Annotated in this window: 15 protein-coding genes; 7 read left to right on the top strand and 8 right to left on the bottom strand. The window is 63.7% G+C overall.

Annotation, left to right across the window (positions count from 1 at the left end; translation table 11 throughout):
* The first annotated feature begins 15 nt into the window (after positions 1 to 15).
* From ENJ54_06170 to ENJ54_06140, 7 genes are all read left to right on the top strand, one after another.
* Positions 16 to 1,140: an alanine--glyoxylate aminotransferase family protein gene (locus tag ENJ54_06170; GenBank protein ID HFC09417.1), complete on the top strand. Its 1,125-nt coding sequence runs from the start codon at positions 16 to 18 to the stop codon at positions 1,138 to 1,140.
* A 158-nt stretch (positions 1,141 to 1,298) separates the two neighbouring features.
* Positions 1,299 to 1,628, top strand: a complete 330-nt coding sequence (locus ENJ54_06165) for a GIY-YIG nuclease family protein (protein HFC09416.1) — start codon at positions 1,299 to 1,301, stop codon at positions 1,626 to 1,628.
* A 212-nt stretch (positions 1,629 to 1,840) separates the two neighbouring features.
* Positions 1,841 to 3,214 (top strand): FAD-binding oxidoreductase, encoded by a 1,374-nt coding sequence (locus ENJ54_06160; GenBank protein HFC09415.1) that lies wholly within the window; start codon positions 1,841 to 1,843, stop codon positions 3,212 to 3,214.
* Between the two features lie 120 nt (positions 3,215 to 3,334).
* Positions 3,335 to 7,351, top strand: a complete 4,017-nt coding sequence (locus ENJ54_06155; GenBank protein ID HFC09414.1) for a GAF domain-containing protein — start codon at positions 3,335 to 3,337, stop codon at positions 7,349 to 7,351.
* Positions 7,352 to 7,369: 18 nt separating this feature from the next.
* The gene (locus ENJ54_06150; protein ID HFC09413.1) at positions 7,370 to 8,500 is read left to right on the top strand and encodes a hypothetical protein; all 1,131 of its coding nucleotides are present in this window, start codon (positions 7,370 to 7,372) and stop codon (positions 8,498 to 8,500) included.
* Positions 8,501 to 8,503: 3 nt separating this feature from the next.
* The gene (queA, locus tag ENJ54_06145) at positions 8,504 to 9,523 is read left to right on the top strand and encodes a tRNA preQ1(34) S-adenosylmethionine ribosyltransferase-isomerase QueA (protein HFC09412.1); all 1,020 of its coding nucleotides are present in this window, start codon (positions 8,504 to 8,506) and stop codon (positions 9,521 to 9,523) included.
* A 374-nt stretch (positions 9,524 to 9,897) separates the two neighbouring features.
* Complete coding sequence (locus ENJ54_06140) at positions 9,898 to 10,242, top strand: carboxymuconolactone decarboxylase family protein (protein HFC09411.1); 345 nt, start codon at positions 9,898 to 9,900, stop codon at positions 10,240 to 10,242.
* 70 nt (positions 10,243 to 10,312) lie between these two features.
* Here ENJ54_06140 and ENJ54_06135 read toward each other — a convergent pair whose 3' ends face one another.
* The 8 genes from ENJ54_06135 to ENJ54_06100 all read right to left on the bottom strand — a co-directional run bounded on the left by ENJ54_06135 (position 10,313) and on the right by ENJ54_06100 (position 20,930).
* Positions 10,313 to 12,022 (bottom strand): DUF3459 domain-containing protein, encoded by a 1,710-nt coding sequence (locus ENJ54_06135; protein HFC09410.1) that lies wholly within the window; start codon positions 12,020 to 12,022, stop codon positions 10,313 to 10,315.
* A gap of 184 nt (positions 12,023 to 12,206) precedes the next feature.
* Positions 12,207 to 12,767: a histidine phosphatase family protein gene (locus ENJ54_06130; protein ID HFC09409.1), complete on the bottom strand. Its 561-nt coding sequence runs from the start codon at positions 12,765 to 12,767 to the stop codon at positions 12,207 to 12,209.
* Complete coding sequence (locus tag ENJ54_06125) at positions 12,764 to 14,665, bottom strand: glucosyl-3-phosphoglycerate synthase (protein ID HFC09408.1); 1,902 nt, start codon at positions 14,663 to 14,665, stop codon at positions 12,764 to 12,766. Before ENJ54_06125 ends, ENJ54_06130 begins: the two co-directional genes overlap by 4 nt.
* A 17-nt stretch (positions 14,666 to 14,682) precedes the next feature.
* Positions 14,683 to 15,936 (bottom strand): glycosyltransferase, encoded by a 1,254-nt coding sequence (locus tag ENJ54_06120; protein HFC09407.1) that lies wholly within the window; start codon positions 15,934 to 15,936, stop codon positions 14,683 to 14,685.
* A 64-nt stretch (positions 15,937 to 16,000) separates the two neighbouring features.
* Positions 16,001 to 17,284, bottom strand: a complete 1,284-nt coding sequence (locus ENJ54_06115) for a glycosyltransferase family 1 protein (GenBank protein HFC09406.1) — start codon at positions 17,282 to 17,284, stop codon at positions 16,001 to 16,003.
* Positions 17,285 to 17,396: 112 nt separating this feature from the next.
* Complete coding sequence (locus ENJ54_06110) at positions 17,397 to 18,395, bottom strand: ABC transporter permease (GenBank protein ID HFC09405.1); 999 nt, start codon at positions 18,393 to 18,395, stop codon at positions 17,397 to 17,399.
* Positions 18,388 to 19,443, bottom strand: coding sequence for an ABC transporter permease (locus tag ENJ54_06105; GenBank protein HFC09404.1), 1,056 nt, complete (start codon positions 19,441 to 19,443; stop codon positions 18,388 to 18,390). Before ENJ54_06105 ends, ENJ54_06110 begins: the two co-directional genes overlap by 8 nt.
* On the bottom strand, positions 19,440 to 20,930 hold the full coding sequence (locus tag ENJ54_06100; protein HFC09403.1) for an ATP-binding cassette domain-containing protein: 1,491 nt from the start codon (positions 20,928 to 20,930) through the stop codon (positions 19,440 to 19,442). Before ENJ54_06100 ends, ENJ54_06105 begins: the two co-directional genes overlap by 4 nt.
* Positions 20,931 to 21,027: the final 97 nt, after the last annotated feature.

Below are 21,027 nucleotides of genomic sequence, written 5' to 3'. Positions count from 1 at the left end.
AATTCCCAAAACCCTATGCCCTCTCAAACCTACCCCTCCCTCAACCCCCATCCCCGCATCCTGCTGGGGCCCGGCCCCAGTATGGTGCATCCGCGCGTGCTGAGCGCGCTGGCGATGCCCCTCGTCGGGCATCTTGACCCCGACTTCCTCGCCATCATGAACGACGTCCAGGCACTCCTGCGCTATGTCTTCCAAACCGAGAACCGCGTCACCATCCCGGTTTCCGGCACGGGCAGCGCGGGCATGGAAGCCTCGCTGTGCAACTTCATCGAACCCGGCGACGCGGTGCTCATCGCCATCAACGGCTACTTTGGGATGCGCCTCGCCGATATGGCCTCCCGCTATGGCGCGGAAGTGGACACCCTGGAACGCCCGTGGGGCGAAGTGTTCGACCCCGACGAAATCAGGATGGCGCTGCGGCGGCGGAAGTACAAACTGCTCGCTCTCGTCCATGCGGAAACCTCCACCGGCGCGCTCCAGCCCCACATCCGGGAAATCGCCGCCGCGGCCCACGACCACGGCGCGCTGCTGGTGCTGGATACGGTTTCCTCGCTGGGCGGCGTGCCGGTGGAAATCGACGCCTGGGGCGTGGACGTCGCCTACAGCGGCACGCAGAAATGCCTTTCCGTGCCGCCCGGCCTTGCGCCGCTGACGGTTTCCGAGCGCGCCCTCGCGGTGCTTCATTCCCGCAGCGCGCCGGTGGCGAACTGGTATCTTGACCTGTCGCTGGTGGAAAAATACTGGGGCAGCGAGCGCACCTACCACCACACCGCGCCCATTAGCATGAACTACGCTCTGCGGGAAGGCCTGCGGCTGGTGGCCGAAGAGGGGCTGGACGCCCGTTTCCGCCGCCACCGCGAGAACGCACTGCTGCTGTGGGAAGGCTTGCAGGCGATGGGCATTGAAATGTTAGTGCCCGCCGAACACCGTCTGCCCACCCTTACCACCCCGTTGGTGCCCGAAGGTGTGGACGAAGCCGCGGTGCGCCGCCGCCTGCTGAACGAGTACAACATTGAAATCGCGGGCGGCTTTGGCCCCCTGAAGGGGAAAATCTGGCGCATCGGCCTGATGGGCTTCAGCAGCCGCCGCGAAAACGTCACCTTGCTGCTGGCGGCGCTGAAGGAGATTTTGGCTTCCTGAGGTTTTGCCAACGCACGCCCTTCGACTACGGACTTCGCTGCGCTCAGCCCTCCGCTCAGGGCGTGTGACGTGGCTTTGAGCAGGAAAGGCCAACGTCCTGAGCGGAGCGCCCGAAGGGCGCGAAGTCGAAGGACGCTTACCCGGCATCTTGGATTGTGATTATGCCTTACGTGTACATCCTCCTTTGCGCGGATGGCAGTTACTACACCGGCGTCACAACCAATCTTGAGCGCCGTTTGCAGGAGCATCAGGGAGGCGCAGATCCTCGTGCCTATACCTATACCCGTCGGCCTGTGAAACTGGTCTGGGCAGAGGAAGTCTCCACCTATGAAGACGCCTTACGGTTGGAGCGCCAAATCAAAGGCTGGCGGCGGGCAAAGAAAGAGGCGCTGATTCGCGGCGATTTTGCGGCGCTGCATCAATTGGTCACGGAAGAGCGCCGTCGCCGCGAGCGGCGTAAGCGGAGAGGCAGTAAGGAAGCGCCCTGAGTGAGCGCCGAAGGCGTGTGAGTGGAAAAGCGCGCTTCGACTACGCTCCCGGTGGTCGCTCCGCTCAGCGCGAAGCAAACCACGCCCTGAGCGGAGCATCCGGAAGATGCAAAGTAAAGTACGTCCTGAGCGGAGCGCCCGAAGGGTGCGAAGTCGAAGGACGTCCATACAACCTTCCCCTTCACGCAAAACACGGCCCCACGATTACGATTATGGCCAACTTACACCGCTCCCCCAGCGTTGTCATCGTCGGCGCGGGCATCGCCGGCGTGGCAACGGCCTACCACCTCGCCGTGAAAAGGGGCGTGCGCGATGTCCTGCTGGTGGACTCGCGCCCGCCCCTTTCGCTTACCAGCGACAAATCCACCGAAGCCTACCGCAACTGGTGGCCCGGCCCCGACGGTGCAATGGTCGGGCTGATGAGCCGCAGCATTGACCTGCTGGAAGCCCTGGCCGACGCGCACGGCAACCGCTTTCTGCTCAACCGTCGCGGCTATCTGTTCCTCACCGCGGACCCCGCGCGGGTGGAAGCCTGGCGGCGGGCGGCGGCTGCAGCCGAAGCCTTTGGCGCCGGCCCCCTGCGGGAACACACCACCCTCGAAACCTACCGCCCCGCACCGCCCCGCGGCTTCCACGGCCAGCCTGACGGCGCCGACCTGCTTTTGGGCGAGGCGGTGCACCGCGCCTTCCCCTATGTCAGCCCGCGGGCGGTGGCCGCGCTGCACGTCCGCCGCGCGGGGTGGCTAAGCGCGCACACCTACGGTACCCTGCTGCTGGAAGAAGCCCGCGCCCGCGGCGTGCGCTTAGTGCAGGCACGCTACACGGGCGCAGAAGTGCGCCGCGGGCGGGTGGAGGCGGTTTCCCTGAGCACCGGCGAGCGGGTGCCTACGGGGGCGTTGGTGCTCGCTGTCGGTCCCTTCTTGCGGGAAAGCGCGGCTGCCTTAGGCGTGGCTCTGCTTGTGGTGTACGAGCGGCACCTGAAAGTGGCCTTCGACGACCGGCTGGGCGCGGTGCCCCGCGCTGCGCCCCTGCTCATCTGGAGCGACCCCCAGCGCCTGCCGTGGAGCGACGACGAGCGTGCTGTTCTGGCCGCCGACCCCGGGGCGGCCTTCCTGCTGGACGAATTCCCCGGCGGGGTGCACACCCGCCCCGAGGGGGAAGGCGGCAGCCGCATGGTCATTGGCCTGTGGGAATACAACGCCCTGCCGCTGGAAACCGCCCGCTTCCCCGTGCCCGACGACCCCTTTTATCCCGAAGCGGTGCTGCGCGGCCTGAGCACCATGCTGCCCGCCATGCGGCCTTACCTGCAGCGCCTGCCCCGCCCCGTGGTGGACGGCGGCTACTACGTCAAAATGCCCGACAACCGCCCGGTGGTGGGGCCGTTAGCCGTGGAAGGCGCGTACGTGGTCGGCGCGCTTTCGGGCTTCGGCATCATGGGTTCCCAGGGCGCCGCCGACCTGCTCGCCGCCCACCTCACCGGCGAACCCCTGCCGCCCTACGCCGCGGCCTTCCGCCCCGAACGCTGGGCCGAGGTGGCCTATCGCCAGCGGTGGGAAGCCGCCGATAGCACCGCCTGGGAACTGTAAAACCCTTTCGGGTGTCGCCTCTGAGGGCAACTGTGTGCCAATCGGTTGCCCATCCTTGCCACTTTCCCTGGCCGCGCATACAATAGAGGAAAATTCCTTCCCCGCCTCAGGCTTGAAACGATGAAGCGTTCTGTCACGAGTTCTTCGACATTTTCGTACCTTCCCCCGGTGGTCGCGCAAAAGGTGCTGCCGTGGAGCGTGCTGGCGTACCTTTTGATGGTGGTGGGGGTGATGGCGGCGTTGCCGTTTGTGGTGACGCGCTGGATGCAGCAGCCGTTTACCGGCGCGTTTGTGGAAAGCACGCTGGTGGTCGGCACTGTGAGCGACCCGCAGTATGCCGCCGATACCACGGCGCACTTGCAGGTGGATAGCATCGTCCAGGCGGTGGATGGTCAGCACTTGCGTGACGCCCGAGATTTTCAGGTGTTGTTGCGGCAGCACCGCGTGGGGGATGTGGTGACGCTTACCGTGCTGTTGCCCGATGGCAGACAGGCCGATGTGAAAGTGGTTGCCCGCCGTTTTACGGCTCACGAGCGGTGGTTGTATTTTTATGCCCTTTATCTGGTGGGCATGGCCTTCGTGTTCGCGGGGGTGTGGGTTTTCCTCTTCCGCCGCTATGACGCGCTGGGGCGGGCGTTTGCGGTCTTTTCGGCTTCCATCGGGCTGGCGTTGGCTGGCGTGCTGGATGTGTGGGGCACGTATCGCTTTGAATTTCTGTGGCTGTTGGCTATTGGCCTGGGTGGGGCGATGTTGGGAACGCTGGCCTTGCTTTTCCCGCGGCCGGCGCGCGTGGTGCGGCGGCATCCGTGGTTGTTGGGGGCTTTCCACGTGCCTACGGTGGTGCTGGTGGTGTATGCGTGGAAGAACGTGTGGAACGCGGCGCACCCCTGGGTTTACATTCATGCCCGGCAATACATTTATGCGGTTGATGCGCTGATGGCCCTGCTTTTTGTGGGGCGGTTGGTGTATGTGCGCTGGCGTTCGGAATTCCCCATCGCGCGGGCCCAGGCAGCGTTTATTTTGAGCGGGTTCGTTGTGGGGTTTGGCCCGCTGGTGGTGTGGATGCTGTTGCCGCAGCTCGGGCTGCCGGCGCATTTTTCGTTTTGGACGCTCTTCCCTACCGCCATTTTCCCCTTTGCCATGGCTTACGCCATGCTGCGCTATCGCGCTGTGCGCACCGATGTTTTGGCCCGCCGGGCGTTGGCGTATGCCATTTTAGTCACCTTCATTGCCGTGGGCTACGGCCTGGTCGTGGCGGGCGTGGTGCTGCTGTTCCGTGGGACGGTGCGCCCGCGCAACCCCTTTGTGTTGGGCGGCCTGGCGTTTGTGGTGGCGTTGCTCTTCTCACCGCTGGAGCGTTGGCTGCGACAGCGGGTGGACCGTGTTTTTGCCCGCACCGAGCAGGCCTATCAGCGGCGATTGGACGCTTTTGGGCGGGCGCTGGTGGGTGCGGCCAACGTTTCGGCAGTGGCCGACCTGGTGCGAGAAACCGTCACCGAAGTTTTTGCCCCTTACCCCTTCCACATTTTTGTCTACAATGCCGTGGCCGAGCGCTATCAAGCCATGCCCGGCCTGGATGGCGAGCCAACTTCTGAAATTTCCTGGCGGCAGGAAGACGCGTTGCCGCGGTTTTTGGAAAAGATTGGCGGGGCATATTTCTTTAGCCCTGACGACGTGCCCCCTGAACTGGCCTCTGAAACGGCCCGCATGACGGTGCTGCGCAGCGTGCTTTACGTGCCCCTGCCTGGCTCTGAGCGGTTGGTGGGCTTTCTGGCGCTGGGCCCTCGGGTTGACCGGCTCTATGGCAGCGCCGAAGTGGACTTCCTCGAAAATTTGGGGCGTCAGGCAGCCCTGGCGATCGAACGCGCCCAGACTGTTTCGGACCTGGAGCGGCGACTGGAACAATTGGATACGCTCGCCCGGGTTGCGCGCGGCGTGAACGTCACAATTGTGTTCGATGACTTGCTGGAATTGCTCTATGCCCAGGTAGTGCGGCTGGTCAAGGCGCATTATTTCCGCATTCTGCTGTGGGATGAGGGCACGCAGCAATTACGTTTTGCTTTCGTGGTCAACGGCGAAGAGCGGCTGCGCGAGAAGGAAGGTAAGCCGTTGCCGGACGAGAAGCCGCTCGCGTGGGATGTTTTCCGCCGCCGGGTGCCGATGCGCTTCGATAACTACCCTGAGGCGTGCCGACGGCGGGGCGGCATTCCAGCGATGCCCAATGCGCTGGCCTGGATGGGCGTGCCGCTTAACGCAGGTGCAGAGACTATTGGCGTCATTGTGGTGGCCGATACATCCACTGAGGTGACCTACACCGAAGAGCAGATGGCTTTTCTGCATGCCGTAGCCGACCTGGCAGCCGGTGCGATTGTCAAAGCGCGATTGTTGGAAGAAAGCCGCCGCCGGGCGTCCCAACTGGCGGCGCTGAACCAGATTACCCGGCGTTTGTCTTCGACGCTCGATTTGTCTGCTCTGCTTGACCAGATCCTCCACAGCGCCGTGCGGCTGCTCCGCGCCGAGGCGGGCACGCTTTTTCTTGTGGATGAAGAGACCGGCGAGTTGGTCTTCCACGTGGTGGTGGGTCCGGTCGGGCAAGGGCTGGTCGGCAAACGGCTCCCCCCGGAAAGCGGTTTGGTGGGGCGTGCAATCAAAGAGCGGTTGCCCATTCTGGTGCAGGATACGCGACGCAACCCCGATTGGGACCGCTCGGTGGACGCGAGCACAGGGTTTGAGACCCATTCGGCGCTGGTTGTGCCGATGGTAGTGCAGGATCGCGCCATTGGGGCCATTGAAGTGCTCAACAAGGCCGAAGGGGGGGTATTTACTCGCGATGACGAGCAGTTGTTGCTGGCCTTTGCTGGCCAGGCGGCTGTTGCCATTCAGAACGCCCGCCTTTACACCATGACCGACCAGGCGCTGGCCGCCCGCGTGGAAGAACTTTCGGCGTTGCAGCGCATCGACCGCGAACTCAATACCAGCCTGGATGTGCGCCGGGCAATGCAGGTCACGCTGGAATGGGCGACCCGCCGCACGCAATCGCTGGCCGGCCTGGTGGGGCTGTGGCAGGAAGAAACGCTGACCATCATTGCCGACCGCGGCTACGTGCAGGGTGAACTGGGGGCCTTCCGCAGCACGGGCATTCCGCTGGAACGCTACCCGGCGTTGCGCCGGGCGGTGGAAAGCCGTCAGCCGCAGCGCATTGTGGCAGGGGATACCGGCTCGCGATTCATCCACCGCGAGGCGCGGGCACAACTGGTCGTGCCCATCGAGCGGGAAGACAAGGTCATTGGCCTGATTGTGCTCGAAAGCCACGACGCGACGGTGTATGCCGAAGAGGCCATTCGCTTCCTGGTGCGGCTGGCCGACCACGCTGCGGTGGCGGTGGCGAATGCTCAGTTGTATGCCGAGGTGCAGCGCGCCAACGAAACCAAGAGTGAGTTTGTCTCTTTTGTGGCGCACGAACTCAAAACGCCGATGACGGCCATTCGCGGCTACACAGATTTGCTCGCAAAAGGGGCGGTGGGGCCGATCAACGAAAACCAGGCCCAGTTCCTCAAGGTCATTCGCACCAATGTAGAACGCATGAACCGCCTGGTTTCCGATTTGAGCGATATTTCCCGCATTGAGGCGGGCAAACTGGCGCTGGACTTCCGCAAAGTGGATTTCCGCGAGGTGGTAGACGAGGTTGTCAGTTCGTTGCAGCAGCAGATCGAGGCCAAGCAGCAGACGCTGGAAGTTCACATGCCTGCCGACCTGCCACCGGTGTGGGCTGACCAGGGACGCATGGCACAGGTGCTGACCAACCTGGTGAGCAATGCGCACAAATACACTCCCGAGGGCGGCAAGATAGAAATTCTGGTAGAACATGTGCCCAATCGATGGCAGGAAGACGGCCCGCCGGAAGTGATTCATGTGGCTGTGCGCGACAATGGGCTGGGCATGAGCGAGGAAGACCAGCAGCGCGTGTTCCAGAAATTCTTCCGCTCGGAAAACCGGGCGGCTCGCGAAGCCCCCGGCACGGGGCTGGGGTTGCACATCACCAAAAACCTGGTCGAGATGCACGGTGGCAAAATCTGGTTTGAGTCCAAGTTGGGCCAGGGAACCACCTTCCATTTCACCGTGCCGATTGCCGAGTAGTGCGGTTGAGGAGACTTTATGTTGCAAGCCATCAGCGAATATGGCGTGGGGAGCCTGGGGCGGGAACTGAGCGTGCAGCTGGCGCATCGGGCGCTCAAAAGCCTGCAGGTTGAGCCGGTGGCGGCTTTCCTGTGGGCGACGGCCGAATATAACCTCGATGAAGCCGTCAACGCCCTGCAGGTGCTCTTGGGCGATGTGATGGTGTGGGGCGGCACCGTGCGCCGCGTGTGGGATGACCAGGGACGCCCTGCCCGGGGCATGGTGCTCACTGTGATGGGGGGCGAAGTGCAGGCGCGTGGCGGGCGGCTGGAAAAACTACCTTCCCCTGCCGCGTTCAAAGACGAATTGCATCTTTCGGCTTCGTCGGTGGTCTTTTGGGCGATGGAAGCCATGCAGCCGCGTTTGCATCGCTGGGTGCGCTTGCTCTCTGATTTGCCTGTGCCGATGGTGGGCGGTTTGCTCGGCGGGCGTTTCCAGGTGGGACGCCCTACCCTCATCGGCGGCCGTACGGCCGGGAAAGGCGGTGCGGCCTTCCTGGTGCTCGAAGGCGTGCGGCTTGGGCTGGGGTGGAGCAGCGGCTGGCGTTCCAGTGGCCTGTGGACGGAGATTTCCGATAGCGGCGGTGAGTGGGTGCGCCGCCTCGACGACAAACCGGCTGCCGAAACCCTGGCTGAGGTGTTTGGCCCTCCGGCCCGTCAGTGGGCTTATGCGCCGTTGCGGGAATTCGTGCGCCTGTATCCGTTGGGGTTGCGCCGCCCCGACGGCACGTGGGATATTCGTGCTCCCCTCCACGTCGAGGCAGACGGTAGTTTGCGGATGACTTTGCCTGTGCCCCGCGGGCGACGGGCCTATTGGATGGTGGGCGACATCGAGAGCGCCGCGCGCGCCAGCGAAGAGGCGCTGGCCCACGCTGCCCAGGCATTGGAAGGACGTTCCCCGGCTCTCGCGCTGGTGCTGGTCGATTGGGCGTGGTATTACCTCTTCACTGCCCACGAGGCGATGGTGGCGCAGCGCTTGCGGCGTTTGCTCGACCGTGACATTCCGTTGGTGGGGGCGTATACTTACGGGAACCTGGTGATGCCAGGAGCAGCCCACGAAGCCCGGCTTTTGCATAACCACATCACCGTGGCGCTGCTGGCGGCCGAATAGACCATGCGTACGACCGATTTCGATTACGACCTGCCTGAAGCCTATATTGCCCAGGAGCCTGTCGAGCCGCGCGATAGCGCCCGCTTGATGGTGCTCGACCGCGCCACGGGGGAGATCACCCATGCCGTATTTCGGGAAGTTGGGCGCTTTTTGCGCCCCGGCGACCTGCTGGTGGCGAATCAAACGCGGGTCATTCCGGCGCGGCTGTTTGCGCGTAAACCCACCGGCGGGAAGGTGGAGATTTTGTTGCTGCGGCGGGAAGCCCCGGCGCAGTGGCAGGCGTTGGTGCGCGGGCGGGGGCTGGTCGCGGGCAAGCGGTTGCTGCTGGCGAATGACCTGGAGGCCGAAATTGTAGCGGTGCTCGATGGGCCGTTGCGGCGCATCCGCTTTACACACCCCCTGGACGATACCCTTGACCGGTTGGGAAAGGTGCCGCTGCCGCCTTACATCCGCCGCCCGTTGGAAGACCCTGAGCGCTATCAGACGGTTTTTGCACGCGAGGCGGGCTCGGCGGCTGCGCCCACGGCGGGGCTGCATTTTACGCCGCGGTTGTTGGAAGAACTGCGGACACAGGGTGTGGGGTTCGCGACGGTGACCCTCCATGTGGGGCTGGACACTTTCGCGCCGGTGAAGGAAGACGACCCCCGTGAGCATAAAATTCACACCGAATGGTGCGAAGTGAGCGCCGAGACGGCTGCGGCCATTAACCGCACGCGAGCGGCTGGAGGGCGTATTATCGCCGTGGGGACGACCAGTGTGCGCACCCTCGAGACGGCAGCGCGGCGCGCCCGGCCCGGTGAGGTGGTTTCCCCCTGGGCGGGCGACACCGACCTTTTCATTCTGCCCGGCTTCCGCTTTCTTGCCGTGGATGCGATGATTACGAATTTCCACCTGCCCAAGTCAACGCTTTTGATGTTGGTGAGCGCCTTTGCAGGGCGTGAGCGCATTTTGGGGGCTTATGAAGTTGCCAAACAGGAAGGCTACCGCTTCTTCTCCTTTGGCGATGCGATGCTGATTTTGTAGCCTGCAGGAGATTCCTGGGGGGGCATTGTTTCGACGGGGGTGGGGGCGACCGGATGGCTGAGCAGTTTGTTCAACATGGCGCATGGCATGAGCGCGTATTTTGGCGAAGGGTGTCGCATTGAGCCGACGCTTTTGAAGCCCACAGATAAAGCCCTGGTTTTGTGGTGCGGGAACTTTTTGTCAGTAAAACTTCGGCGGCGAGCGTGGTTTGTGGGTGGATTACGCCCTCTCATCCCCTTGTGCTGGCATCGACGATGCCCGAAGGCAGTACGATCTTCGTGGAAAGTTGGCAGGGCAAGGGGGCTTGACAAGGGTGTATAATAGAGTTAGGGAAAAATTTCACAAATGCCGCCGTGTGCGGAAAGGAGGTTGTCATGGGCGCTAAACAACGTCTCGATCAGACGAATGCCCTTATTGAACGCCTGATGCAGCAATACCCGGGTGAGACGAAGGCTTTCCTGCACTTTATGAAGGCGGCCCAAAGCGGCAAGGCTTTGAGCGCCAAGCACAAAGAATTGATCAATGTGGCCCTGGCGGTTGCGGCGCAGTGCGAGTGGTGCATTTCGCTGCATGTCAAAGGAGCCCTCGATGCTGGCGCGAGCCGTGATGAAATCATGGAAGCCGCGTTCCAGGCCGTACTGATGCATGGTGGCCCGGCGATGATGTACCTCACACCGCTGGTCGAAGCGATCGATGCTTTCACTGCGTCGGAAGGCTGAGCGTCTCTTCTGGTAGAACGCTAAAGCGCACGGGAAACCCCGTGCGCTTTTTATTGTGAGAAAGTGGATGTTACCCGGCCGTCAGCAGTCGCACCTGGTAGGGGGCCAGGGTGATGGTGGGCGGCGAGGCCGTTTCGCCGGAAAGCAGGTCGCGCCAGGGGGTGGAGGAGGGGCCTTCCTGTTGAGAGACGGGCACCGTGAGGGGGGCAGGATGCACAGAGACCACCACCAGCACGGCATTTTGCCCTTCGCCGCGGCGCACGGCAAACACGCCAGGGTGCAGGGTGAGTACCTGCTGGGCGGCTTGAGGGTGGAAGGCGGGGTGCTGCCGGCGCAGGTTCAAAAGACGGCGGTAAGCCTGCAGAATGCGCGCCGGCCGGCTGTTCGGGTCGGCCAGTTGGGTTTCCAGCGCCGGGTAGGCAAATTTTTCGCGGTTCAAGGCGCGCGGCTGGCCGCGTTCGCGAAAGCATGCCTGACAGTTGCGCGAGCCGAAGAAGGAATGCACATAAATGCCCGGCACCCCCGCCAGCGCCAGCATGATGGCCTGCGAGGCGATGAAGCGCGGAATGTCGTGCTCACCGGGATGCGCGGGGTCGTTGAGGGCGTCGTACCAGGTAATGTTGAGTTCGTAGGGGGCCTGGGAGCCGTCAGGGCGGGCGTAGGTGGAAACGCGGCCGCCGTGGGCTAAAGTTTGGTCGGCCAGGGCTTTGATTTCTGCCGTGCTGAGCCAGCCCTCTGCCGGGCGGACGCCGATGCCGTCGTGCGAGGCGAGGAAGTTGAAGAAGGTGGTGGCTTCGCTGGGCGTCTCGAGGGTGCGTGCCCATTGGGTGAGGCGCGAAGCGTCGCCTGTTTGCAGCGCGTGCAGGGTGAGGGGCGGCAGGGTGAAGTTGTAAACCAGTTGCGCTTCGTCGTGCCCGTCGCCAAAGTATGCGATGTTTTCGGCATGGGGCACGTTGGTTTCGGTAATCAGCAAAACGCCAGGGGCAACCTCGTCCAGCATTGCCCGAAACAGCTTGACCACCGCGTGGGTTTGCGGCAGGTGGATGCATGGTGTACCGATTTCTTTCCAGAGGTACGCAATGGCATCCAGGCGGATGATGCGGGCTCCGCGAGCGACATAGAACAGCAGCAGGTCGGCGATTTCCAGCAGCACGGCGGGGTTGGCGTAGTTGAGGTCGATCTGGTCGGTGCTGAACGTTGTCCACACATGCCGGGTGCCGTGCGCGGTTTTCACGGGGGTGAGCAGCGGCCACGGCCGGGGGCGCACCACTTGCGAAAGGTCGGCGCGGGGGTCCACCACAATGAAGTAATCGGTGTAGGGCGCTTCTCCGCGCAGGAAGCCCTGGAACCATGCCGATTGGCGCGAAATGTGGTTGATGACGGCATCGAACATCAGGCGGTAGTCGCGCTCCAGCAGCCGGATGTCGTCCCACGAGCCGAGGTGGGGGTCAACGCGCCGGTAATCGATGACCGAGAAGCCGTCGTCGGAGGAGTAGGGGAAGAAGGGCAAAATGTGAACGGCAGAGATGCTGTCGCCGAGGTGGGTGTGCAGGAAGCGGTGGAGGGTGTGCAACGGCGGTTCGTGGGGAGCGCGGAACTGGTCGCCATAGGTGATGAGCACCGCGTCGCGCTCGGTCAGTCGCTGGTGCGGCGGGGGCGCCTGATGCAGCTCAGGGTGCTCGCGGCGGAAGGTCGCTAAGCGCGCCAGCAGACGGCGGGCGGTTTCGTCGCCTTTGCGGGGGCCGTAAAGGAAGCGGAGCAGGTCGGGAATGGTAGGCATTGGTCGCGTCGTCGGGTGGTCTGGTGGTCGGGTGGTCGGGCCCTGAGCGCAGGGCGGAGCGGCAGCGCTTCGTCGGTGCTCAGGGCAACCGAAGTCCGAAGTCGAAGCCGTCCTGAGCGGAAGCGCCGTCAGGCGCTGAAGTCGAAGGGCGGCGGGGGGATGGGCAGCGCCTCGGCGGTGAGGGTCAGACCTGAATTTCCTCTGCCTCGGCGTTGGGAATGGGGATGCGCCGCACTTCTTCGGGGGCGTAGCCCTGGTAGCGGATCTTGAGCAGGGCCAGCGGCAGCCGGTGGGCCACAATGGCGACGGTGTCGTGGGGATGGCGGGCAACGATTTCGTCGATGGCCGCATTGACGCGTTGTTGCACCTCGGCTATGGTTTCGCCGCCGGGGGGGCGGGTTTGCCAGGGGCGTGTTTCCCAGTCGTGGAAGGTCTGCGGCCAGCGGCGCATGATTTCGGGGGTCAGTACCCCTTCCCATTCGCCCAGGCAGATTTCTTTCAGGCGAGGTTCCGCGTGGAGCGGCGCGCCGGTGGCCTGGGCGAGCATTTCGGCGGTTTGCCAGGCGCGTTTGAGCGGGCTGGCATAAATGGCTGCCGGGCGGATGCCTTCCTGCTGCCAGCGCGCTGCCAACGCGCGCGCCTGTGCCAGCCCGCGCGCGTTCAGCGGTGGGTCGGCCTGGCCCTGGTAGCGGCCTTCCACATTCCAGTCGGTTTCACCGTGACGGATGAGCAGCAAGCGGGTCATGTGCCTTTTTCGTTTTGTTCTGGCCGGCTGGAAGTGGCTTTTTTGGCGCCTTGGCGGGCGCGTTTTTCCTGGTATTCGGGAATCTCGATCATCGGCGGGCGCTCGTGTTCGATGACTTCCCGCTGGTCGAGGTAGTAGCGCCCCGGAGCGTAGCGGATGAGGTTCATGGTCTTGTTGATGTCTTCCAGTAAGCGGATTTTGTGTCGTTCTTCCAGCCGTTTGACGACCACCTGAATGATGGCGAAAGACATGGGCGAGAGGTCGGGTAGCGGCTTGTTGCGGTGGATGCGCTCGCGCAGGTCCACTTGTGCGATGGCGCTCAGGCCAAAGTAACTCAGCAAGTCGATCAACAGGCCGGTTTCCACGCCAAAGCCGGTGAAGAAGGGCAGGCGCTCCAGCGCCTCGCGCCGGCCAGCGTATTCGCCCGAAAGGGGCTGGATGAGGCCGGAAAGTTCGGGGAAGAACATGTTGAGCATGGGGCGGGCGGTCAGTTCGGTCACCCGGCCGCCGCCGCCAGCGACCACTTTGTCGCCTTGTTTCAACGGGCGGCGGTAGAAGCCTTTGACGTATTGAATCTTGGGGTTGGTGAGCAGTGGCCCAATGATGCCATACACAAAGCGGGGGTGGATGTTGCTGATGTCGGTGTCGATCCAGGCGATGATGTCGCCGTTGAGCACGTAAAGGCTCTTCCACAGGGCTTCGCCCTTGCCGTGGAAAGCGCCATGCTGGGGCAGCACTTCCTGATGAATGTACACCGGGATGCCCAGTTCGGCGGCGATTTCGCGGGTGTAATCGACCGAGCCGCTGTCGATGAGCACCATTTCGTCCAGCAAGGGGAAGTCTTCCATCAGCGCCTTTTTGACCGTGGTGATGATTTTGCCGATGGTGGCTTCTTCGTTGAGGGCGGGAAGCCCCAGGCTGATGGTCAGCCCTTGCTGTTCTTTGATGCGCACCAGGCGTTCCAGGTCGGCGAATTCCTGGCTGCGGAAGGTGTTTTCCGCGAACCAGCGGTCGACCACCAGGCTGATGGGGCGACGGGCGGCGCGGGCTTCGGCGCGGCGCTCGGCAGCTTCCTGCCGCGCTTGCGAGGCCACGGGCTTGACGATGAGCAGCGTGGCCGGAATGTCGCGTACCAGGCGCTCGGCGCGCGGGGAAAGCAGCTTTCCCGGCGGGTTGTTGCGGCTGGAAGCCCCCATCACCACGACGTCGTAAGAGGCGCTTTCGGTGCGCACGGCGGTTTCCATCTCTTCGAGGGTGGTCACCGAGCGGGTGATGGCTTTCAGCCCCCGCAGGGCGGCGCCAAACTCGGTGAACAGCCGCTCGTCGGCGTCGTAGGGCGCTTCGCCGGTGGCATGCAGCAGGGTAATGCGGGCTTCGGTTTGCTCGGCCAGGTTCAGCGCCACCCGCAGCGCCTCCGCGTCGTAGGGGCCGCCGCGCACCGGCAGCAGAATGCGCTTGACCTCGTTCCAGTCAGTGGTGTGGCCGGGGCGGGCGACCACCAGGTGGCAGGGCAGGCCGTCTAAAGCCAGGCTTTCCAGCGAGAGAATCGCTTCCCCCGGCCAGGAAACCAGGAGGGTGTCGACGTGTTCACGCCGCGCTTGCTCGCAGAGGGAAGGCCAGATCTGGTCGGGGCGGCGGGCAATGGAATGTACATAGGTGGCGGGCACGCCGTAGCGGCGGAGCATTTCGCCGATGGATTCCCGCAGGCGGCTGAGCGGCCCGGCCGCGGCGCTGAGGGGCTCGCCTTCGGGCACGGCTTTGATCAGCAGCACGATGATCTGTCCGCGCACATGGTCGTGCGCCAGCATGTGGGCCAGCGGTAGCAGAAATTGGGCTTCTTCGGGGGTTGCCACGGCAACCAGCACACGCGGCATTGCGGGGGAAGTCGGTTCGTTCATGCGGCGCTCCGGAAAAGTTAGGGGGTTGTGGAAGCCTCGACGGACTGCCCGGTGATGAGAGGAACGACGAGGTGGTCGATGATGGCATCCCAGGTGTAATGGTCGAGGACACGTCGGCGCAGGCGGTAGGTGCGCTCGCCTTTCAGGCGCTCGGCGATGCGGGCGGCGGCTTCGGCAGGGTCGCCCTGGGGGTCGAAGAGGGTCGCGGTGTCGCCGGCGCTTTCCCGCACGGGGGGGATGTCGGCGGCCAGCACAGGCAGGCGCGTCAGCCCGGCTTCCAGCACCGGCATGCCGAAGCCTTCCCGCAGGCTGGGGAAGAGCAGCGCGTCGGCCAGGGCGTACCATTCGGCCATGGCTTCGTCGTCGAGCAGCAGCGGCTGGCCGTCTTCGCCGTGTTCGTAGAGGAAGTGGACGTGGCGCTCCAGCCCCAATTCCTGCCGCAGGGTGCGCAGTTTTTCCAGATAGGCCAGGTTGGAAGGGTTGTGCGGCCCCGGCGGCCCGGTGACGACCAGCATGGGGTTGGGGAAGTGCTCGCGCAGCGTGGCCACGATGTGGATGGCAAACTGGATGTTCTTGCGGCGGGTGATGCGCGCCGGTAACAGCAGCAGCGGGTCGGCCTTCCACAAGTCGAGGGCGTCGACCAGGCGCCGGGTGAGCGGACTGAGCCGCAGCAGTTGCTCGGGGGCCACGCCCGGCGGCACCACGGCAATGGCACTTTCGGGCATTTCAAGCAGGCGGGCCAGTTGGGCGCGGCGGTGTTCCGAAACGGTGACATAGCGCGTGTTGGGCCAGGGCGTGCGCAGCAGGTCCCACGGGAAGCCGGGGCGCAGCACAGGGATGTAAAGCGCGTCCAGCCAGGCGAAGTCGTGGCACCATCCAATGATGTGCTGGCCGTTTTCGGCGAGGTCGTGCAGCGCCGCGGTCAGCGCCAGGTTTTTGTGCAGAGTGAGGGCGTTGTGCACAATGAGCGTGTCTTCCGGCGCAATGGCGGCTTGCAGGCTTTCCCGCAGACGGGCGCGCAGGGCCTCGAAGCGGGGTGTGGGGCCGCGGTCGGTGAGTTCCTGCGAAACGGCCAGCACTTCGGGGTGGCGGGAACCGGCTTCCGGCAGGTGCAGGAAGGCCACGTCGGGGTGGAAGGCTTCCCCGCGGCCGGCAATGACCTGCACGCGGTAGCCGCGCGCCGCCAGCAGGCGGGCGTGGTGAGCGATGGTGATTTCAACGCCGCCGATGGTCGGCGGCCCGGCGTAGTGCAAGATGTGGATGGTTTTCATGGTGCCAACTGTTCCCGTGTTCCTGCCCAATCGGTGCCCATCTGTGAAATTTGTGAATGTTTTCTCAACTCCCGAACCGATGGCGGAGGAGGTAATCGAGGTTACGTTCGAGCGTGCGGAAACCGAAATAGCGGCGGGCAATGGCGTAGTTGTGTTCGGTCATTTCGGCAACCCGCTGGGGGTTGTGCAGCAGGTCGCGGGCCGCGGCGACGGTGGCGTCGTCCACAAATTCCTCAAAGGCCACCACGTCAAAGCCCTTGGGCTGAATGTCGAGGCGGAAGATGCCATAGGCGCTCATCACCAGAGGGCGGCGGTAGTAGATGGTTTCCAGGAAGGCGTTGCCGAAACCTTCGACGGCGGAGGGGTAGGTCACCAGGTCGGCAGACTGGTAAGCATCCCGCAGCGAGAAAAGCGTCGAGCCATCGGGGGCGGTGCCGCGGCGGTGGTTGAAGCGGTGTTCCCCGAAGCGCAGGTCTACGCCGAGCAGTTGAGCGGTTTCGGCGAGGTAGTGCTGATATTCATCGCCTTCGTCGCCGCTGGCATGGGTGATGACCAGCACGGCGGGTTCGCCTAAGCGGCGCACCAGTTCGATGGCGTGCTCAATGCGTTTGCGCGGCACGATGCGGGTGGGTTGTAAGATGAAGTAGGCGTCGGGAGGAATGTCGAGTGCGGTACGCACCTGCGCGGTGACTTCGTCGGGCGGGGGTGGTGGTTCTTCGAAGTCCATCACGTTGGGCACGACCATCGAACTCAGACCGGTGCGCCAGGCCAGTTCCCGGCTGGCGTAACTGTTGATGGTCACATGGGTAACCTGGTGCAAAGCGGGCGGGAAGGCTGCCCGCAGGAAGTCGCCGGCTGCCGAGCGCAGGTAGCGGGTGCGTTCCCACCAGAAGTCGTGGTGGTGCCCAATGGTGCAGAGGTCTTGCTCGGCGATGAGTTCGGTTAGCGCCAACCCCAGGGGGATGTTGACCGGCAGGGAAAGGGCGTTTTCGGCGATGATGACATCGATATCGAATTGTTTGACAAATTTGCGCAGGTGGGTTTTCAGGTGGCGACGCAGGCGGTGGATTTCGGCGGTGGTTTTGTCAGAGCGGGTGTAGGTGTCGAAAAGCGCCTGGGTGAGCGGCAGGATATCGGGGTGTTGGAAGAAGGCTTCTTCGACCACCATGCTGCGGTCGGCAGGGCGGTCGCTTTCGCCGCTGAAGTAAAAGCATTCGTGCCCCATTTGGGCGAGCACGTCGGCCCATTTGCCGATTTCCAGCGAAACGCCGTCGGTGCCTGCAATGCGGGTGGAAACGAAGCCGATGCGCAACGGAGGGTGTCGGGTGTGGGAGGTTTGGCAGGTCATGGGGCTATCCTTGGATGGCTAAAGAGAAAAGGGCTAAAAGTATTTTACCGTTGAGCAGGCGAAAAAGCAAAACCGCCGAGAGGGCTCGGCGGTTTGCGAAAGGAGAGCGGGGTTATTCTTCTTCGAAAGGCACGCCCAGCGAGGCGGGCGGCACGACCTGCATCCACCGCAGAATGCGCCGCACCCAACGGCGGGCGTCGGGTGGCAGGCCGGCTAAAGTGCGATCCACCCATTCGGCGTTGCCGATGTTGACCAGCATCAGGGTCAGGATCATCAGCGGGAAGGGTGCGACTTGCAGCACCTGGGAAGGCACGTTGGGGAGGTAGGGTTGCAGCACCAGCCCCAACCATTGCAGCAGGGCGAAGAAATAGGCGCCCACGGCCCCCCGCACGGGGTCCCACCCGCCGAAGATGGTGAGGGCGAGCGCGATCCACCCGATGCCGTCCAGGCCCGAGATGGTGCCTTTCCAACCGGCTTTCACGCTAAGGGAATAGGTGGGGCCAGCCAGGCCGACCAGCGCGCCGCCCACGGCGGCGTAGATGTAGCGCAGTTTGTTGACCGGCGCGCCGCGTGCGTAGGCGGCTTCCGGACGCTCGCCCACGGCTTGCAGTGTCAGCCCCGGCCGGGTACGGAATACCCACCACCAGGCCACGCCGATGAGGATGAAACTGAGGTAGGTCAGCGGGTCTTGCTGGAAGAAGAGGGGGCCGATGATGGGAATTTGACTGAGCACCGGAATGGGCCAACTCTGCACCCGCGGCCCCTGCAGGCCCATGTAGGGGTTGCCGAGAAAGTAAGAGAGGTCGCGCGTCATCAGCGTGAGCACAAAACCCACGGCCACCTGCGATTGCTTCAAAGCGATGCTGGAAAACGCCACGATGAGCGCCACGGCCGCGCCGATGGCCATGCCCATCAGGAAGCCCAACCACAGGCTGTGGGTAGAAACGCTCACGGCGAATGAAGCCATCGCTGCGAGCAGGATGGTGCCGTTGACCGAGAGGTTGATGATGCCCGAGCGTTCCGTCAGTGTTTCGCCGATGGTGGCAAAGACGATGGGGGCGGCGGCGAAAAGCACGCCCGCCAGGCCGATGAGGATGTCGTGGCTACTCACGGATCACCTCCTGCTCGTGCTTTTCCTGCCAGCGCTGGCGGACGCCTGCCATCAGCAAAAAGGAAAGCACCAGCGCACCCTGCAGCACGCCCGACAACGATGAGTCCAGTTTGAGCACGATGGGGAGTTGAATGCTGCCGATGTTGAGAATGGCGAAGAACAGCGTCACCGGCGCGACCCATGCGGGCTGGAAGTTGATGAGCATGGAGACCATCAACCCCAACCAGCCGTAGCCGCTGGAAATGGCCGGGATGAGGCGGTGGTACACCGCCGTGACCTGCACTGCCCCGGCCAGCCCGGCAAACAGCCCCGAGAGCAGGAAGGCGCTCATCAGGTAGCGGGTGGTGGGAATGCCCAGCAGGTGGGCCGCCCGCGGGTTTTTGCCCACGGCTTTGAGTTTCAGGCCGAAATAGGTGCCCGAAAGCAGGAAATAGACCACCGCAGCCCCCACCAGCCCTATCAGCAAGGCCCACAGGCTGAGGCGGCTACCGGCCACGGTGGGTAGCCAGAGCTTTTCGGGGAACGGCTCGGTGCCGCTCATCGAGCCAATGCCGGGGCGCTTCCACGGGCCGAAAATCAACCATAGGGTGAGGGCGACGGCCACGAAATCCAGGCCCAGGCCGCCGAAGATCTCGTTCACGCCGCCATATACCTTCAGCAATCCCGCCAGCACCGACCACAGTGCGCCGCCTAACGCACCGGCGGTGATCGCCAGTGCCAGAATGAGCGCGGGGTTCATCGTGCTGTGCTGGAGCAGCCGCAGCACCCAGGTGGTGAAGATGCCGCCCAGCACAATTTGCCCTTCGATGCCGATGTTCCACAGCCCGGCCGCGAAGGTCACCAGCAGCCCCGAGGTTGCCAGCAAGAGCGGCACCCACGCGACCATGACGTTGGCGATGTTGGTCCATGAGCCCAATGAGCCTTTGAGAATGTGCCAGTAAGCGGCCACGGGCGAAGCGCCGGCAATCACCAGCACGAGCGAGGTGAAAAGCAGCGCCACCAGCACCGCCAGCAGCATGAAGATCAGGTGGATTCGGCGGTTGGTCATGGCTGCACCTCCCCGGTAGGGGGGAAACCGCGCCCGCCGATGAGCTGGCCTAATTGCTCGATGTCGGTTTCCTCAGCCGGGATGGGTTCGGAAACCTGGCCGCTGAAGAAAACTAAAATGCGGTCGCTGTAGTGCAAGATTTCCTCCAGGTCTGACGACATGAAGAAGATGGCAGTCCGCTCTTCCCGGCAGCGGTTTTTGAGGGTTTCCCACACCCAAATGGCCGATTCCATGTCGAGCCCGCGGGTCGGGTGTTCCATCAAAATGAGCCGCAGGCCGGGGCGGAGCAGGGCCAGCAGGGCGCGCTGCTGGTTGCCGCCCGAAAGGGATTCTACCGGCAGGTTGGGGCGGCCGCGGATGTTGAAGGTGGTGATGCGTTCCTGGGTTTTTTCCAGCGCAGCCTGGCGGTCGATGACCAGGCCGCGTTGTTCCTCGGCCAGGATGACGTGCTCCATCAGCGTGAGGGTGGGCACCAGCCCTTCTTCCAGCCGCGCTGCCGGCACGTAGGCCACGCCGTGGCGCATGAATTCGTGGTAGCCTTTGCCGGTGAGGTTGTCGCCATCGACCCAGATTTCGCCTTCCACCGGCCGCACCAGCCCCGCGCAGGCCCGCAGCAGGTGGCGCTGTCCACTCCCTTCCATGCCGGCGAGGCCAATGACTTCGCCTTCTCGCACTTCCAGATTGACGCCAGAAATGCGGATGCGGACGTCTTCCACGGCGAGGTTTTTGATCTGGAGCACGGTTTTGCCCAAGGGGGCGCTGATGCGTTCCCCTTTGGTGATGACCTTGCCGAACATCATGCGCACCAGTTCGTCGAGGTCGTAAGGGGGGCGCATTTCGCCGACGACTTCGCCGGCCCGTAGCACGGCCACCTGGTCGCACAGCATTTCCACTTCTTCCAGTTTATGGGTGACGAAGATAATGGTTTTGCCGGCTTCGGCCAGGCGGCGGAGGGCGGCAAAGAGTTTTTCTTTTTGCTGGGCGCTGATGCCCGTGGTTGGCTCGTCGAAGATCAGCACTTGCGCGCCCAGCCAGAGCAGGCGGGCGATTTCCAGTTGCTGGCGCTCACCCACGGTGAGGGAGCCAACAAAAGCATCAGGGTCCAGCGTGAAGCCGAATTGGGCGCTGATTCTTTCCAGGGCGGTGCGGGCTTCTGCTCGCGGCAGGGTTAAGCCTTCGGGATAGCCGACCATGAAGTTGTCGAGCACCCGCATGGGTGGGAAGTCCATCGGGTCCTGATGGAGCATCCCGATGCCGAAGCGGATGGCGTCGGCGGGGGAATGCATCACGACCGGCGAGCCGTTCACGCGGATTTCCCCGGCGTCGGGGTGGAAATAACCGGAGAGGATTTTCATCAGGGTGCTTTTGCCTGCGCCGTTTTCCCCCAGCAGGCCGAAGATAGACCCCGAAGGAATGGTCAGGGTGATGTCGTTGTTGGCGTGTACCGGCCCGAAGTGTTTGTGAATGTGGCGGAGTTCGATTTTCATGGGCTGGCCTGTGTAGGGTTGCGGGGTTGGGTTGCCAAGGCGGCAAGGGACGAGTTGGCAAGGTGGGGAAAGCGGGTCGAATGACCGCTTTCCCCAC

It is taken from the genome of Chloroflexota bacterium (genome assembly GCA_011322445.1).
Classification (GTDB): domain Bacteria; phylum Chloroflexota; class Anaerolineae; order Anaerolineales; family DRMV01; genus DRMV01.
The sequence above is the reverse complement of the archived record's forward strand: the minus strand, read 5'-3'. Positions and strand labels throughout refer to the sequence as shown.